Consider the following 16,240-nt stretch of genomic DNA (forward strand, 5'->3'; position numbering starts at 1 on the left):
TTATGGTGAATGCCTATTTTACGGTTAACAACAAGGATACGGAAAATGTTGCAACCGTTTTTTAAAGATACGGATTATTTCTTATTTCTTCGCCAATTGTAGTTGTTGGTCCATGTCCGCTATATACTTTTGTTTCGGGCGGAAGGGTTAAAAGTTTCTTTTGTATATTATCTATCAATTGGTCGTGATTACCACCAGCCAAATCGGTACGCCCTATGCTCGACCGGAAGAGCACATCTCCTGCAAACAAGGCTTTTTCTTTATCGTTATAAAAAACAACACTTCCGGGCGAATGCCCCGGTACATGCAAAACCAGAAAGCGCTGGTTGCCAAACTCGATAATATCGTCTTCGTTCAGGTACGATTCAATTTCGGGTATTTCTGCCGGAGCATCAAATCCAAACATTCGCATTTGCGCAGGTATAGCCTCAAGCAAAAACAAATCGTCTTTATGTGCTTTGGTTTTTAAATTAAACTGTTCGTACACAAAGGTGTTACCAAAAACATGATCGAAATGAAGATGCGTATTAAGCAAATGTTTTACGATAAGCTTTTTATCCAATATAAAATTCAGCAAAGTTTCGCGTTCATCAGGATAAAAACAACTGGCATCGATAATTACACACTCGTTTGTTTCGTCGTAAACAACATAAGTGTTTACATATATGGGATTAAACTGAAAGGTTTTAACTATCATAAAATTATTTCGACTTTTTATCTATCAATAAAATAAGGGGAGGGTAATTTTTGAGATATTAAACTCACACAGGCAAATAAACAACCTTTTTGGTTTCGAAAAAATCTTCTTCGAAAAAGCTGCTTAAATCGTCAACATCAACAAGATTACGAAACTGATGTAACTCCGATTCGAGTTCGCCACCTTTCAAACAAATAATTCCGTTCGGGAGCGAGTTTTTTTGTTTTTCCGAAATGTTTTTCCGTACTATCTTAAACAAATCGCCCAAAGGCATAACTGCACGGCTAACAACAAAATCGAATTTCTTTTTTTCGTCTTCCGCCCTGCAATGCCTGAATGATATATTCTGTAAACCTATAGCATTAGACACCTCTGTAGCTACCCTAATCTTTTTTCCTATGCTATCAACCAGCAGAAATTCACATTCTGGAAAAAAAATAGCCAAAGGCACACCGGGAAATCCTCCGCCTGTACCAACATCCATTATCGACGTTCCTTTTGTGAAAGATATAAGCTTGGCTATACCCAACGAGTGCAAAACATGATGGGTATAAAGATTCTGAATATCTTTGCGTGAAATAACATTTATTTTGTCATTCCAATCGACATACAAATCATACAGTGCAGCAAACTGTTCCTTTTGCTTTTCGTTAATATCAGGAAAGTATTTTAATATAACGTCCATAAATTATTGAAGACTTGTTATATGAATAAATTTAAAGGTTATTCTTCAAAAAAAACGGAAATCGGAGATTTCTTTTTTAAGATATCCGTAATATCAATATAAGATATAGGAATTACAATCTCATCTAACTGAAGAACCGAATATTCGTTTTTATTAAACACATAGGTAACAGCCTTATCGTCGATATAGAAGTTTCCATTAGGCATCATTTCATCAATTCCAAAATAGCCCAAGTCTTCCAAATCGTGTATGGTTTTAACCCCGTTCTTGTTCATTAAGCGGTCTTTAAATATCAGGTTCAGCACCCTTTCGTAACCGGGTTGAAAGATATCGTCTTCAGACAAAAGTTCACCGGTTTCCAAATTAAGGACATAACTATAAACCTGTTTATAAGAATTTTGTCCTCCTTTGCTATTGGTTTGAATTGTTTGCAAGGACAACAAGTCCGACTTATTAAACAATATTTTATTAGAAAGACTCTCGTAATAAGAGAAATAAGTATCAACACTGGCATCTTCACTTATTTCATACACTTTTTCTTTGTAAAAAATACGGGCGTCTTCTTTATAATTGTCGATGTAATTCTTTGCATACGCATCAAACGCTTCATCGGGCATTAAACCTTCATAATTTTTATCCAGAAACAAGCCTAAAAATATTTGTTGAAGAGTATCCAACTTAGCCTCATCAAAGCACGAAACCGGATATATGTAAGATATTTCAAGATTACATGAAGGCTGGGCTGTATCGTTTTCTAAATGAAAACTCCGTGAAACGTTTATGGTATCAAAGGATATAACGTTATCTACTGTCACATCCACTTGCTTCTCTTTACATGAGTTTAAAACAATCAAAAGCAAAAGAAACAGGATCGAGGTGTATAACCTAAACATTCTCATTAAGCATCTATTTTGCGATTATTAATGCAAATATATCAAACTAATTTATATTAAAACCGATTTTACGAGTCAAAGTTCGAAACTAACATTTACTTACTTTATCCTCAACATTATAAAATAAGCCGTCTGCTATACACATTAAATTTATTATATTTGCGCCTGTTATTAAAGCATTTTTTCATTACACACCCATCATTATGAGTATATTTAAGTTCCTTACATTGGCCATTGTTACGGGCAGCCTCTTTTTCATTTCGTGCAACAACAAACCTGTATTCACGGTAGAAGGTTCTATTGAAAATGCTGAAGGATCGACTATCTACTTCGAACGCCGAGGACTTAACGAGTTGGCAATAATAGACTCACTCAAGCTGGATAACAATGGTAATTTTAAATTCGAAACTCCGGCACAAAGCTACCCTGAGTTTTACATATTAAAACTTGATAACCAAACTATAAATATTTCAGCCGATTCCACTGAAACTGTCACTGTAAAATCTTCGAAGAAAAATTTCGCAACCAATTACACCATAAGCGGATCGGAAAGCTCGCAGCGAATAAAAGAAATTGTATTAGCTAATTCAGCCCTATCGTTAAAATTAGACAGCTTAAAAAAGGAATACGATAGTAAAAACATTTCAGCTGAAATATATATCGAAGCGATGAATAATGTTCTTAACAACACAAAATCGCAACTTATAAATATTATCGCACAAAATTTACAAAGCCCCTCGGCCTATTTCGCAATCTTTCAAAAACTTGACGGATACTTGATATTCGACCCCAAAAAGAAAGAAGACCTCAGATACTACACAGCTGTAGCTAACGCATGGATTACAAACTACGAAAATAGCCCACGCACCGAGCAATTAAAAATGTTTACTTACAACATGCTGGCTCAAAGCAGAGCAAAAGAAAAATCGGACACATTAACGCATAGTATCAAAGAGGTTACCGCCGCCGAAGCATATAATGTTGAACTACCCGATATATCGGGCAAAAAGATATCTCTAACATCGTTACAAGGAAAAGTTGTTATCCTTGACTTTACTGCATATCAAACAGAATACTCGCCCGGACATAATATACAGATAAATAAAGTATACGAAAAATACAAAAACAATATCGAAGTCTTTCAGGTTTCGTTTGATACCGATATACACTTCTGGGAAAACGCATCATCTAACCTACCTTGGATATGTGTAAGAGATAAACAATCTCTACAATCGAGCCTTATCTCTCAATTCAATATACAAGAATTGCCAACAACTTATTTATTGAACAAAAACGGTGAAATAGTGAAAAGAATGCAGAAAAACGATAACCTTGAAGCTGAAATAAAGAAACTTATTTAAGCAAAAACAAGGAGAACCGAATATTAAATTCACCTGTCATTAATCTTCAGCTACTAACACAACGCCGGCAAAATCAAAGTCTTCTGTTTCGGGTTTAAATCTCCTGCCACAAAAGACACATCAACTTCATTTACCGAGAAAGATGCAGTGCAACAGATATTATCTGTTACGAATTATTAATTCGTAACATTACACGTATGCAATGATCAATAATTTAACAATAGATAAAATTTAACAATAAAAAAACACCTTAAAGGGCTTGTTTATTAATTATTATCACGGCAACTATCTTTTTTGCAAAATATTTGAAATAAAAGGATTTGTTCTCGTTTTTTTTAGCTACTTTTGCAGCCTGCTTTTTTGTGAGATATCGGTAACAATACCACCAAAAAGTATTATAGTTTAATTTTTTTTCATAGTATTATGAACTTATTAAGAGATAAACTATACCGTTACGATGCAGCCCGCAATGCTAGAGCAGCGGGAATATATCCTTACTTTCGCGAAATACAAAGCGATCAGGATACTGAAGTAGTTATTAACGGTAAGAAAGTTCTGATGTTTGGTTCGAATGCTTATTTAGGGTTAACAAATCACCCGAAAGTAAAAGAAGCATCTATTGAAGCAACAAAAAAGTACGGAACAGGAATGGCTGGATCCCGCTTTTTAAACGGAACACTCGACATACATGTCGAATTAGAGAAAAAACTGGCTAAATTTGTTGGAAAAGAAGACACCCTTGTTTATTCAACAGGTTTTAATGTAAACCAAGGTGTGGTCGGTTGTATAACCGGACGAGAAGACTACATACTTTGGGACGAACTGGATCATGCTTCTATTATTGAAGGGAACAGAGCCTCGTTGTCTACAAAACTGAAATTCCGCCACAACGACATGGAGTCGCTCGAAAAGCAACTTCAAAAGTGCGATGCGGATAAGGTTAAGCTTATTGTTGTCGACGGCGTATTCAGCATGGAAGGCGATGTTATAAACCTACCCGAAGTAGTAAGGTTGTCCAAAAAGTATAACGCCAATATCATGATAGACGAAGCTCACGGGCTTGGTGTTCTTGGTAGAAACTATAGTGGAAAAGGCGTTCACGATCACTTTGGGCTTACCGACGACATGGACCTGATAATGGGTACATTCAGTAAGTCGCTTGCATCAATCGGAGGCTTTATTGCCGGAGACGAAGCTGCAATCGATTACCTTCGTCACAATTCCCGTCCTTACATATTTAGCGCAAGTATTACCCCCGGTGCAACAGCTGCGGCAAGTACAGCTTTAGACATCCTTATGTCGGAGCCCGAACGTATTAAAGCATTATGGGATATAACAAACTACTCGCTCGAAGGATTCCGTTCCTTAGGATGTGAAATAGGACATACAGCAACCCCAATTATACCTTTGTTTATCAGGGATAACGAAAAAACATTCCTTATCACAAAAACACTTTTCGAAGAAGGTGTATTTGTAAATCCTGTTGTTTCGCCTGCCGTTGCACCTAATGATACACTTATACGTTTCTCGCTAATGGCTACGCATACAAAAGAACAAGTGGATTTTGCTTTAGACAAAATTGAAAAGATATTCAAAAAAATGGGAGTTCTTTCAAAACAAACAGTTTAAAGATATCCTTTTAGCATACAGATAAAAAGTCCCGTTTCTTTTACAGAAACGGGACTTTTTCGTTATCATAAATCTTCTATTTCAACTGTTCTTTTTCTATTTCTCTGATTCGGGGCACAACAAGATTATCTTCGATAAAAGTATGTACACCCAACTCTTCCTGCGTAGTAAATAACTCAAGCAATATATTAGTTATCAGCCTCTGGTTTTTCATCCCCGGCAAATACTTCATCAATATACGCTTTAGCTCTTCCACTTCGTTCTCTATATTGTTATGCCTTTCTTCAAATATACCGATATTATACCCATTGTTATTAGTCCTCTTTAATAAAGAATATATGTAAGGAAAAACAACTTCGTCTTCATAAGTCATATGATCGTATACTTCCTTTACATAATTATCGAAAAAGTTCATTATCACATCCGACAAATCTTTCTCTTCCGGAGCAAATACCAATTGTAGTTTACGGCGGATATTAGGCAACCTATCTTTCAAAAAATAATCGTGCGACGATCTCAGGTAATACAAAAAAGGTTCTACCCGAAGCTTCCCGAATTCTTCCTCTACATTTATTATCGACTTACTGGACTGAAAATTTGCCAGAAAAAGGAAACAGTTAACATCAAAACCATTTTGCTGACAAACAGTCTCAACACTTTTATCGCCAAAACCCAATGGAATATTAAGTCGAAGCAACAGCAACAACAAATTACAATCGGCATCGATAAGATCCGACATCTTCATCGATTTGTTGAATACAGTAGTCACATTTTTCATAACGTTATTTCTTTAATATCAACAAACTTATTCAGTATTGCATATACAGTAAGCCCCGACACGCTATGTATACCAAGCTTTCGACCTATATTACGGCGATGAGTAATAACAGTATGTATCGATATATTGTGAAAATCGGCAACTTCCTTATTACTCATCCCCTTAACTATACTTACAAGAATATCTTTCTCCCTATCGCTCAGCTCCTCTTGCTCGGAATTAGCCGTTGGCTCGTTAAGACAATTCGACAATATCTCCTCAATTTTCGATTCACTATCATTAATCTTTATAATGCCATCGTACGAACGGTAAAATTGCTCATCAATCAAATTATACACCAAAGCTATAACCGCAACATCTTTATCTAGTTTCAGTTGTGTTTTAATATCCTGCTTCAGTCCGTTACCCAAAAGCATTGGGTTTATAAGAAGAGCATCGGGTTTTAACAGATTCAACTGATAAGCAAGATCTTCGTGTTCACGCAATTCAACCACCTTAGCTACAAGCGGAAACTGAGATAGCGCATACACCAAACCTTTACGGATGATATATGATGTTTCGGCAACCGCCAATATTTTTTTTGAGTTAAGCATTTTCCAATCTCGCCTTATCTAGAATGATTCTTTATAGCTTGCAAATTTGGCAATAATAATTGGTTTACACAAAAAGTTTTACTTAAACCTTCTTCCACTTTTTCTCCCGTTAAACAGATGCATTATAGCAGCAAACGGATAGTGAAAAATCATTCGGGGACCTGCATATCTCATCACAGTTCTAATCTGCTCTTTCATATCAGGTTTGTAGCAATGTATAGGACAAATTTTGCACGAAGGTTTACTTTCGCCAAACCTGCACTTTTCAAGTTTAAGGCGTGCATAGTTTTCCAACAACTTACATGCTTCGCATATGCCCGATGTGCTTCGATGTTTAGAACGGCAGTAAATCGCAATCATTCTCGAAACAGTTGTTTTATCTCTTTCATTCATGGCTCCACAAAATCGTAATCGTCCATCCTCTCCCGATTTGCAAAAACAACCATCCCTGTTTTCATTTTTTTAAATCCCAGCTTTCTGTAAAAATCTTCTTTACCCGGCGATGCATACAGTATAATATTACAACCCGGCAAACACTTTATTATATGCATCACAATTTCTTTCCCGATACCTAATCCCTGATATTCGGGATCTACGGCTACGTCGTAAATTGCCGCTTGCCTCACCCTGTCGGATATAGCACGCCCCAATCCGATTAATTTATCCTCATGATACACAAAAACAACCTCCTGACTTGCCTCGAAAGATAATCGGTGAGTTTGCACGTCGGTTGCAGCCATGTTTACCTTATTCAATAATTCGGGAACACTATTCCATAAAACATTTTCACAATCATATTTATAAACAATCCTCATAATTTTAAATTATAATTATGAAATCTGACAGGATAATTACTTTTTAGAATATCATAATTCTATCAAAACAGAATTACACCTCGCTCAAAACGCGCCACAAAGCCTATAATTTCAAAACCTGACAATCCTGACAAAAAATCTATTTTTTCTGATAAACCAAAATCGTTCGATATTTACTGCCCGATATTTCTTGTATAGAGATAAAAAAACTTATTTTCTTTCTAAGAATCTTTTCTCAGGACTGACTTTTACAAGTTTGAATAATTTATCGGACGGGCGAATTTTGTCAATGGTTTTTATGGAGAAACGCTCGCCTTTAACTGTTTTATCAACAACCTTCAAATCAACCCTGATTTCATCTACAATTTGTGTTACGGCTCCGGTTGTAGGACCAGTTATCAGAATTTCGTCGCCAACTTCAAGCGATTGTGTTTCTAATAAAAATTCGGCAACACCCAGATTGGAAAAATATTTAATGCCTTTACCAATGTACACCTTCTTTTTTGTTGCTTCCGAACCATAATTCATCGACCACTCGCCCAAGCGTTGGCCTAAATAATATCCATCCCAAAAGCCACGGTTGAATACCGATTTTAGGCGAATATTCCAATCGGCAACCTTTTCTTCTGTGAAAGAGTCATTACAATAAGCCCTCACGGCTTCCTTATAACATTCGGTAACCATTCGCACATATTCGGGGCCTCGTGCCCTGCCTTCTATTTTAAATACACGCACGCCTGCATCCATCATCTTATTCATAAAATGAATGGTTTTCAAATCTTTGGGCGACATTATGTATTCGTTATCTATTTCCAGTTCTATTTCGCTGTCTTTATCTTTTACAATATAGCCTCTGCGGCATATTTGATTGCAAGCACCCCTATTAGCCGACAAATCTTTTTCGTGCAGACTAAGGTAACATTTGCCCGAAACAGCCATACACAAAGCTCCGTGAGCAAACATCTCGATACGAATAAGTTCGCCTCCGGGCCCTTTTATTTGTTGGTCTACAATTTCCTTATATATTGCCGCTACCTGATCGAGATTTAACTCGCGAGCCAATACTACAACATCGGCAAATTGCGCATAAAACTTTAAAGCCTCGGCATTGGTTATGTTCAATTGAGTTGAAAGATGCACCTCTACATCAACACTACGGGCATACATCATAACCGACACATCAGATGCTATAATTGCCGACACTCCGGCATCTTTTGCCGAATCGACAATTTTTTTCATCAATTCAATATCGTTGTCATATATAATTGTATTAACCGTCAGATAACTCTTCATATTGTTTTCCCTACATATCCTGACAATATTATATAAATCGTCGGTAGTAAAATTATTAGAAGACCTAGCCCTCATGTTCAAACCCTCGATCCCGAAATACACCGAATCGGCACCTCCTTGTATTGCCGCAGCAAGCGAATCGTAAGAACCAACAGGCGACATTATTTCAAACTCACTAATATTATTATTCATTGTTTCAACTTATTTACATACAAAGATAAAACAAAAAGAGTTGAAAGGTAAACCTTTCAACTCTCTAACATATATTTCACAAATCTTATATTATCCTTTTTTCAGGAAACAAGTCTTAAGCACAATACCCGAACCATCGATGCGGCAATCCACTTCTTCAGGATTTTCGGTTAATCTTATACTTTTTACTTTAGTTCCGCGTTTTATAACCATCGACGAACCTTTCACTTTCAGGTCTTTTATTACCGTAACCGCATCACCGTCCATCAGTTCGGTACCATTACTATCGCGTGGCGTACTGTCTGCTACTCCGGCTTCCTGTTCTTCCGCTGTCCACTCCAAACCACAATCGGGGCACACAAAAACCGATCCGTCAAAATACGTATTTTCAAGTGCACACTGCGGGCAAATCGGATATTCTTCCATTCTTTCTTTTTAATTTTGGTTTATAATTCGGGTGCAAATATACAACATACAAGCCATCAAAACAAACCGAAGCACCCGGCTCCTCAAACGCTTCAATAACATTGTTTTATTGCTATTTAAGCAACTTTCACTTTCACTACTATTTTTCGGATGGTACCATTGCCGATACAAGGAGCATGAGCATCGTCGGGAAAAAATATGGCAAAACTACCGGGCTGTAAATCGAAATAAGTTTGAGCTTTGTCTTCGAAAAACTGTATATCTTTTTCGGTATTAAACGGAGCCGATTCTTGTTTCAGATCGGAACGGTGCAACCAACCAAAGCCTTCGACTTTCGACACGGGCATCTGTATGTCGATATATTTATCATGTACTTCCAACTTGGCATTTTCTTCAGTTTTTAAAGTACTGTCGCTAACATTAAAAATCAGATTTTCTCCGTCAAGAATTACTTTACCAACTTCTATCTTCGAAAAATCGAGAGATTTCAAATAATCGAAAGCCTTTTTAAAATAAGGATTCATGTGCTCGTACCGAGCCGAACTTTTTAAATTATCTATTATCATAGCTCTATTTATTTAAATATGTTTATCTACAAAGATAAAAAAACAACCCAATACGTTCTTCTTATAACTGTAAAACCTGACCGAAAGAGGGTTTTGCTCTGAAAAACAGCAGCGTTTTGTTTTCAAAATACGCAAATAAGAATTGCTAATGTACGAAAAATGAAACAGTTTAACTTCGAATTACAACAAAATATCCATAACTTTGTGCCCAAGTATTTCATTCTATATTTAGAATTTGTCAAATTAAAAAAACTACATTGAAATGAAAGAAAAGATTGGTTTTAATGCAGGTGCTGTATGGAGTTATCTAGATGAGAACGGAGCTGAAAGCTTGAAAGTTGTAAAAAAAGCATGTAAACTTACTGATAAAGATTTATACGCTGCTTTAGGCTGGTTAGCTCGTGAAGACAAAGTTGATTTTGAAGAAACAAAAGAAGACATTATCGTTAAGTTGAAATAAGGAGAAAGCAATATAAGCATTGCTAATATTCCCTACTCACGAAATAAGTCCAAAAGTATATAGAAAAGGAGGCTATTACAATTAAGTAATAACCTCTTTTTTTATGCCGAAGAGAATAGCCTTCTGTTATGCAATTTATTATCTTTGAGGTTTAAACCATAAAATAACGCTTCGTTTTTGACGTTTATTATAAAAACAAAAGAGTATAATACTTATGCAAAGTATAAAGAACCTATTGGTTGCCATAATATTTTCGATTCTTCCCCTATCGGCATTCTCCCAACTCTCGGTTTCGTCGGGAGGGAAAATGGAAGCCATAACGCCCGAAGCTAATTCGGGTTTAGATAATGTATACATCCTTAATAACCTGACCACAACAACTATTTCATATACAAGTACAAATGCTGCGGTTAAGTTTTACAAATACACACATAATTACGACACTGATCGCGTTGAAATCCCTTCGGGAGATATATCAGTTCAATCCTCTGGCAGTTCTACAACTTACACAATCAGTAATCTCGAGGACAGCAAAGGATATGTTGCAGACGATAACGATCAGAAAGCCATTTGGATAATCGATTACGGGCTACATTTGCCCACTATTAACTCGCTTAGTATTGAAGAAACAAGTGAAGAACGATGTAATATCGCTATTAAGTTGCTGGTTAATAAATCCGAAGACAATTTGCAATACTATCGGTTTAAAAAGAGTAATACAGCGCCAATAGGAATAGCGAGAAGCTATAAACTCGAATACATGACATTGGCATGGAAAGAAAGTAACCTTAGCTACGAAGAAAAATTAATAGGAAAAATCGAAAAAACACACGACTCTTTCATCATAAGCGGTTTATCTAATTTACCATTAAAGGATACCAATTTCTCGGTTTGGGATGTACTGACAGAGAAACTTGGTTTTACGGTGCAAAAAGCAACGCTTGAATATAAGGCTGTAGCCGTTGAAGGACATGTAATAGCTAAACAAGAAAACGATGACGGAACAGAAGAAGCCCTGAACACTTCGGAACGCATCTCCGCTCCGCTAAAAGTTAAACTGTACGGTTATGCCAACGAGCCTACCGCCGCTTTATATAATTGGTACATTTACAACTCTAATGATAAGGTTAATTATATTGCCAATTTTTCGGACAAGAATACGACCTATACATTCAATCAATTTGGAAGCTTTTTTATCCGCCTTGAGGTATCAAGCATAGGAGGATGTACTTACACAACAGAAGATATTACTTTACAAATTGCAGAATCGTCGCTCGAAATACCAAATTGGTTCTCGCCGGGAGACTCGCCCGGCATTAACGACGAATTCAAAGTAAAACATGAATCTATTGTCGAATTTAAATGCGTAATATTTAACCGTTGGGGAAACAAAGTGTATGAGTTCAGCGACCCTAACGAAGGATGGGACGGTAAATACAAGGGAAAATATGTGAACCCCGGAGTTTACTTCTATAAAATAAGCGCCCGCGGATCGGACGGAATAAGATATAATAAACAAGGAGACATTAACATTACCCGTAGCAAATAAAAATACTCACGGTTAAAACCTTAGAATAATGGCAATAGACAAAAGACTAATAGAGCTGATTCCAACTTTACCTCTTTTCGTAAACAAAGAGGATATAAACGAAGCAACCTTATTGGAAGAAGATTTACATTTATACGGTTATCAGGCTCGAAGCTTTATTCTAAAATATGCCGACGAGTTTGGAATAAACTTAAAAGGATTTCGTTTTAACCAGTATTTTTCGCGCGACATTCCCGTATACAGAGTTTTTGCCAAAATAACTAGAATATTTAAAAGCAAAAAAAACAAGTTGACCTTAGGCGATCTTCAGGCAGCTATCGAATATAAAAAGCTGAACGAGAATGTACTTAAGGATATAAAAGAAAAAAAGGTATCGAACGCCCCACATAAGAAATTACACACCCATTCGTCTTTAGTCATAAAGGCCGAAGATATTATAATTTATATATTAGTAGGAATAACTGTTTTTATATTTCTGGCATGGGTTACCTTTGCTATGACCTAAACAATAAGAAAAATTTATCCCCTTATATTCACCATTCCTTTACGTGGAATTATAGCGCCATCTAAGGCGTTATAATAATCGATTGTCCGCCGCAATGTTTGTTTAACGCTTTCGGACAAAACAATTGTAGCCAATGTTTCTCCCGTGCCTCTGTCAACAAGGCTGATTTGTGCTTTTTGGGCATCGGCTAATGCTTCAACAAACTCCAAATCATTTTTCTTCATCTCGTTATCGAACCAATAAAACACCGAACTTTGTACAATTTGCTGATTGGCCGATCCCGATTGATTTTTGTTCGCTATATAAGTAAAAGATTTTCCATCGGCATTAAAAACATACTGATCGGCTTCTGTATAGTTCCAATACTGAATATGCAAGCGCAAAGCTGTTGCTTTGTCATTCTTTAAACGAAAATAACAATAAACACCGTCTCCGTTCGAAGCTATATTATTGGGTTGAATAAAAACTCCCGAGCCTGTTTTTTGCTTCGAAAAATAAGTTTCTAAGTCCTCGGCAGAAGGGGTTTTCTCTTCTATTATCATTACCGAATCGACTTTAGCAGATACCGAATCGGCAGTATTTGTTTTTTCAGTATTTTTATTTGCTTGAGTATGATGACAAGATGACAATATAAATAACAAAGCCGAGAGGCAAACTAATATCTTTTTCATAATTTCAAATTATCTTCTATAAAATGTAAGTCTTTATTTTCTAGTTCTTTTATTAAAAAATCTGTTATCCAAATAGCTGACGGAACGCTTCCTCAACTTTACGAACCTGAACAATTTCGATCTTTACTTTCGATGTAAAGCCTTTCAGATTATTATGCGGAATAATTATCCGTTTAAAACCTAATTTTTCTGCTTCTAATATACGTTGTTCTATACGGTTAACAGGGCGTATCTCGCCCGACAAACCAACTTCGCCCGACATACAAACATGCCTTTCGATTGCTATATCGAGGCTGGACGAAAGCACTGCACTTATAACAGCCAAATCGATAGCCGGATCGTTTACTTTAAGCCCGCCTGCAATATTAAGAAAGACATCTTTTTGCACAAGTTTAAAACCCGCCCGTTTTTCGAGTACAGCAAGCAACATATTCATTCGGCGTATATCGAAACCCGTAGCCGACCTTTGAGGTGTTCCGTAAGCGGCAGTACTTACCAGAGCTTGTGTTTCGATAAGAAAAGGACGAACACCCTCGATAGCTGCAGAAATAGAAACGCCGCTCAAACCCTCATGGTTTTGAGTTAAAAGCAACTCCGAAGGGTTACTCACTTGCCTTAACCCATCCTGTCTCATTTCGTAAATACCCAATTCGGCAGTACTTCCAAAACGATTTTTTATACTTCTCAGTATACGGTACATATAGTGTTGGTCTCCTTCGAACTGAAGCACCGTATCAACAATATGCTCCAGCACTTTAGGACCGGCAATGCTTCCTTCTTTATTAATATGCCCAATAAGAATAACCGGAGTAGAAGTTTCCTTCGCAAATTTAAGCAAAGCTGCAGAGCACTCTCGCACTTGCGAAACACTGCCCGGCGAAGACTCTACGGTATCGGTAAATATTGTTTGTATAGAATCGACAATTACGAAATCGGGTTGTACGTTTTTGATATGCACAAAAATCTGTTCGAGATTTGTTTCACATATTATATAACAATTTTGCGATAGAGGGTCTATTCTGTCTGCCCTCAACTTTAATTGGCGGGCACTTTCTTCGCCCGACACATATAGGGTTTTAAGAGTATTTAGTTTCAGTATTGTTTGTAAAATCAAGGTCGATTTCCCGATTCCCGGTTCTCCCCCTATCAGCACCAACGACCCGGGCACAAGCCCTCCACCAAGCACCCTGTTAAATTCCGAATCAACAAGATCTATTCTAGGTTCTTCGCCGGTTGTTACATCTTTTAACTGCAATGGCTTATTTTTAGGGGTTTCAAATCCGGAAGGAACACCCCGCTTTGCAGTATCTTTTGCAATAAGTTCCTCAACATAAGTGTTCCACTCGCCGCAAACAGGGCATTTGCCCAACCATTTTGGAGAATCGTTACCACAATTGCTACAAACATAAACCGACTTGGATTTTGCCATGCTTAGTATTTTATAATTTTTCGGTTAAAGATATCGTTTACCGTTTCAACCACCACTGTGTAAATACCATTACTCCATCCTTCCGGATTTACATCTTTGTATCTGCTGTTTACTTTTTTGGATATATGAATTATCCGCCCATACGAATCGTATACATATATATTATTAATAGAATCGCGTGCTTCTATTCCGAATAGATACCTTACAGGGTTCGTCACTTTCAGTTTTTGACTCTCTTCGTTTCCGGGTATATCCGAACTATTAGGCGAATATCCATTCCAACGCACAACATCTTTATTCGATGGGTTGAGAAATGGTTTCATCCATTTTTCCGAATCGGGATATTGATCCCAATGATACGACATACGCGCAGCAAAATCGGCGTACGACGAACCTCCGGGCCTGACTGATTCGCAGTACGAAGCTCCACCCGACAGGGTTCCTATAATCAGACCAATAGAATTAAACAATGGCGAACCCGAAGAGCCTCCTTCGCTAACACTTTTGCCATTGGCTGTTGCCGAATAAAAAAACTTCCAGCACCCCGAGTTTATTCCTTTAATTGCGCCATCGTTCCATGTTGCAATTGTTGGTCTTTGGCTAAATGTCGATATTTTTTTCACATCACCTTCAGGATGATGAATAAGCACGCCTGTATTACCCGGATCGGAACTTAAATCCCAACCGTTGTAATAAGGGTCCCACTCTTTAGGTACTTCATTTTTCAGTTTTAGCAATAGCCCGTCCGAACCTGCATTTAACAATGTATGCACCAATAAATCGCCACCTACAAGAGTATTATAAGAGGGTATATTGGTTTGGTTGTCGCATGACGAAAACTCATAATTGAAATAAAATTGCGCAACGCGACAATCAGAAACGTCTTTTATGCCTGCTTGGTTTTCCCTGAAGAAACAATGATTAGCGGTTAGAATATAGGGAGTTCCATCGTTGTTAGTGTTATTAACCAACGATCCGGAGCAAGTTAACCAACTATTCGGATATTTCATTGCAATACGCACAACACCTCTTTTCTGATCTTGCCAGTCGTCGCCTTCTTCGCAATTTATGTTTACCATACAGTCGGCCGAATTGTTAATCTTCCCCGGATCAGCATAAGAACGCACTCCGTCCGATAAGTTTGCATAAACATACCCTACATCTTCGATAACCAAACGGGGCTGCTCGTCCGATATGTCCGACGAAACATATTCGAGAACCAACTCGTCGCCATATACAACTTCGTTCGAAAAATAACCACCACCCGGATTTGTTGCATTTGTGTAAGCTCCCAAAAGCTGCTTACAGTTTTTATTATAAACAAACAATTGCGCTCCCGGTGGAATATAAAAATCCTTATATCCTAAAATCAGCCCTTTTGCTCCGGGTGCCGAAACCGTCTGCCTCCAAACCCGATAGCCGTCTATTTCGTTCCATTGCCCCGAACTATTTATATCAATATCTAAAGGTAATAATATTGCAATACGGTGTGGGCTTCCGTGTTCTTCGGCAATAGAGTCTTCTCTTTGTAGTTGTTCTATATCAATATTGTCTGTTGACAAACGAACGCTAACAACTTGCGAACGTACACTGTTTGATTTTTTCTGACTGGGAGGAAATCCTCCGTAACTTACTTGGGACTTTGCAACATATACAGTAGTCCACATTATAATTAAGCACAACAACAGTTTTTTCATA

Annotated in this window: 18 protein-coding genes; 5 read left to right on the forward strand and 13 right to left on the reverse strand. The window is 37.3% G+C overall.

The genetic code is table 11. The annotated features are described in order from the left end of the window. Nucleotides 1–61 precede the first annotated feature (61 nt). From D0T53_RS01155 to D0T53_RS01165, 3 genes are all read right to left on the reverse strand, one after another. The gene (locus tag D0T53_RS01155) at nt 62–697 is read right to left on the reverse strand and encodes an MBL fold metallo-hydrolase (RefSeq protein WP_163264218.1); all 636 of its coding nucleotides are present in this window, start codon (nt 695–697) and stop codon (nt 62–64) included. A gap of 64 nt (nt 698–761) precedes the next feature. Beyond that, the gene (gene rsmG / locus D0T53_RS01160; protein WP_163264220.1) at nt 762–1,382 is read right to left on the reverse strand and encodes a 16S rRNA (guanine(527)-N(7))-methyltransferase RsmG; all 621 of its coding nucleotides are present in this window, start codon (nt 1,380–1,382) and stop codon (nt 762–764) included. 38 nt (nt 1,383–1,420) lie between these two features. Further along, complete coding sequence (locus tag D0T53_RS01165) at nt 1,421–2,197, reverse strand: DUF3298 domain-containing protein (protein ID WP_163264222.1); 777 nt, start codon at nt 2,195–2,197, stop codon at nt 1,421–1,423. 281 nt (nt 2,198–2,478) lie between these two features. Between D0T53_RS01165 and D0T53_RS01170 the strand changes: the two genes are divergently transcribed. Then, nucleotides 2,479–3,636, forward strand: a complete 1,158-nt coding sequence (locus D0T53_RS01170; protein WP_163264224.1) for a TlpA disulfide reductase family protein — start codon at nt 2,479–2,481, stop codon at nt 3,634–3,636. Between the two features lie 423 nt (nt 3,637–4,059). After that, nucleotides 4,060–5,265: a pyridoxal phosphate-dependent aminotransferase family protein gene (locus D0T53_RS01175; RefSeq protein WP_163264226.1), complete on the forward strand. Its 1,206-nt coding sequence runs from the start codon at nt 4,060–4,062 to the stop codon at nt 5,263–5,265. 76 nt (nt 5,266–5,341) lie between these two features. On the opposite strand, the gene D0T53_RS01180 is transcribed toward D0T53_RS01175, so the two are convergent. From D0T53_RS01180 to D0T53_RS01210, 7 genes are all read right to left on the reverse strand, one after another. Beyond that, nucleotides 5,342–6,043, reverse strand: coding sequence for a hemerythrin domain-containing protein (locus D0T53_RS01180; protein ID WP_163264228.1), 702 nt, complete (start codon nt 6,041–6,043; stop codon nt 5,342–5,344). Continuing rightward, nucleotides 6,040–6,636 carry a LuxR C-terminal-related transcriptional regulator gene (locus D0T53_RS01185; protein WP_163264230.1) on the reverse strand — a complete coding sequence of 199 codons (597 nt, stop codon included), beginning with the start codon at nt 6,634–6,636 and terminating at the stop codon, nt 6,040–6,042. Before D0T53_RS01185 ends, D0T53_RS01180 begins: the two co-directional genes overlap by 4 nt. A 78-nt stretch (nt 6,637–6,714) precedes the next feature. Then, the gene (locus tag D0T53_RS01190) at nt 6,715–7,029 is read right to left on the reverse strand and encodes a nitrous oxide-stimulated promoter family protein (protein WP_163264232.1); all 315 of its coding nucleotides are present in this window, start codon (nt 7,027–7,029) and stop codon (nt 6,715–6,717) included. Then, on the reverse strand, nt 7,026–7,451 hold the full coding sequence (locus D0T53_RS01195) for a GNAT family N-acetyltransferase (RefSeq protein ID WP_163264234.1): 426 nt from the start codon (nt 7,449–7,451) through the stop codon (nt 7,026–7,028). The genes D0T53_RS01190 and D0T53_RS01195 overlap by 4 nt, the downstream gene beginning before the upstream one ends. A 210-nt stretch (nt 7,452–7,661) precedes the next feature. After that, a complete protein-coding gene (locus D0T53_RS01200) occupies nt 7,662–8,936 on the reverse strand; it encodes a peptidase U32 family protein (RefSeq protein WP_163264236.1) in 1,275 nt (424 codons plus the stop codon). Nucleotides 8,937–9,026: 90 nt separating this feature from the next. Then, the gene (locus tag D0T53_RS01205; RefSeq protein ID WP_163264238.1) at nt 9,027–9,362 is read right to left on the reverse strand and encodes a zinc ribbon domain-containing protein YjdM; all 336 of its coding nucleotides are present in this window, start codon (nt 9,360–9,362) and stop codon (nt 9,027–9,029) included. Between the two features lie 116 nt (nt 9,363–9,478). Continuing rightward, the gene (locus D0T53_RS01210) at nt 9,479–9,928 is read right to left on the reverse strand and encodes a YhcH/YjgK/YiaL family protein (RefSeq protein WP_163264240.1); all 450 of its coding nucleotides are present in this window, start codon (nt 9,926–9,928) and stop codon (nt 9,479–9,481) included. A gap of 262 nt (nt 9,929–10,190) precedes the next feature. Between D0T53_RS01210 and D0T53_RS01215 the strand changes: the two genes are divergently transcribed. The 3 genes from D0T53_RS01215 to D0T53_RS01225 all read left to right on the forward strand — a co-directional run bounded on the left by D0T53_RS01215 (nt 10,191) and on the right by D0T53_RS01225 (nt 12,442). Then, entirely contained in the window at nt 10,191–10,388 is a 198-nt protein-coding gene (locus D0T53_RS01215) for a winged helix-turn-helix domain-containing protein (protein ID WP_163264242.1), read from the forward strand. Between the two features lie 214 nt (nt 10,389–10,602). Further along, on the forward strand, nt 10,603–11,937 hold the full coding sequence (locus D0T53_RS01220) for a gliding motility-associated C-terminal domain-containing protein (protein ID WP_163264244.1): 1,335 nt from the start codon (nt 10,603–10,605) through the stop codon (nt 11,935–11,937). Between the two features lie 28 nt (nt 11,938–11,965). Further along, nucleotides 11,966–12,442: a DUF1493 family protein gene (locus D0T53_RS01225; RefSeq protein ID WP_163264246.1), complete on the forward strand. Its 477-nt coding sequence runs from the start codon at nt 11,966–11,968 to the stop codon at nt 12,440–12,442. Nucleotides 12,443–12,456: 14 nt separating this feature from the next. Here the strand turns inward: D0T53_RS01225 and D0T53_RS01230 are convergent, their stop codons facing one another. The 3 genes from D0T53_RS01230 to D0T53_RS01240 form a co-directional block, all read right to left on the reverse strand. After that, nucleotides 12,457–13,113 (reverse strand): hypothetical protein, encoded by a 657-nt coding sequence (locus D0T53_RS01230; RefSeq protein ID WP_163264248.1) that lies wholly within the window; start codon nt 13,111–13,113, stop codon nt 12,457–12,459. 64 nt (nt 13,114–13,177) lie between these two features. Then, a complete protein-coding gene (gene radA / locus D0T53_RS01235; RefSeq protein ID WP_163264250.1) occupies nt 13,178–14,542 on the reverse strand; it encodes a DNA repair protein RadA in 1,365 nt (454 codons plus the stop codon). 2 nt (nt 14,543–14,544) lie between these two features. Further along, the gene (locus D0T53_RS01240; protein ID WP_163264252.1) at nt 14,545–16,239 is read right to left on the reverse strand and encodes a T9SS type A sorting domain-containing protein; all 1,695 of its coding nucleotides are present in this window, start codon (nt 16,237–16,239) and stop codon (nt 14,545–14,547) included. Nucleotide 16,240 lies beyond the last annotated feature (1 nt).

The organism is Dysgonomonas sp. 216 (genome assembly GCF_010501065.1).
Lineage (GTDB): Bacteria > Bacteroidota > Bacteroidia > Bacteroidales > Dysgonomonadaceae > QVMM01.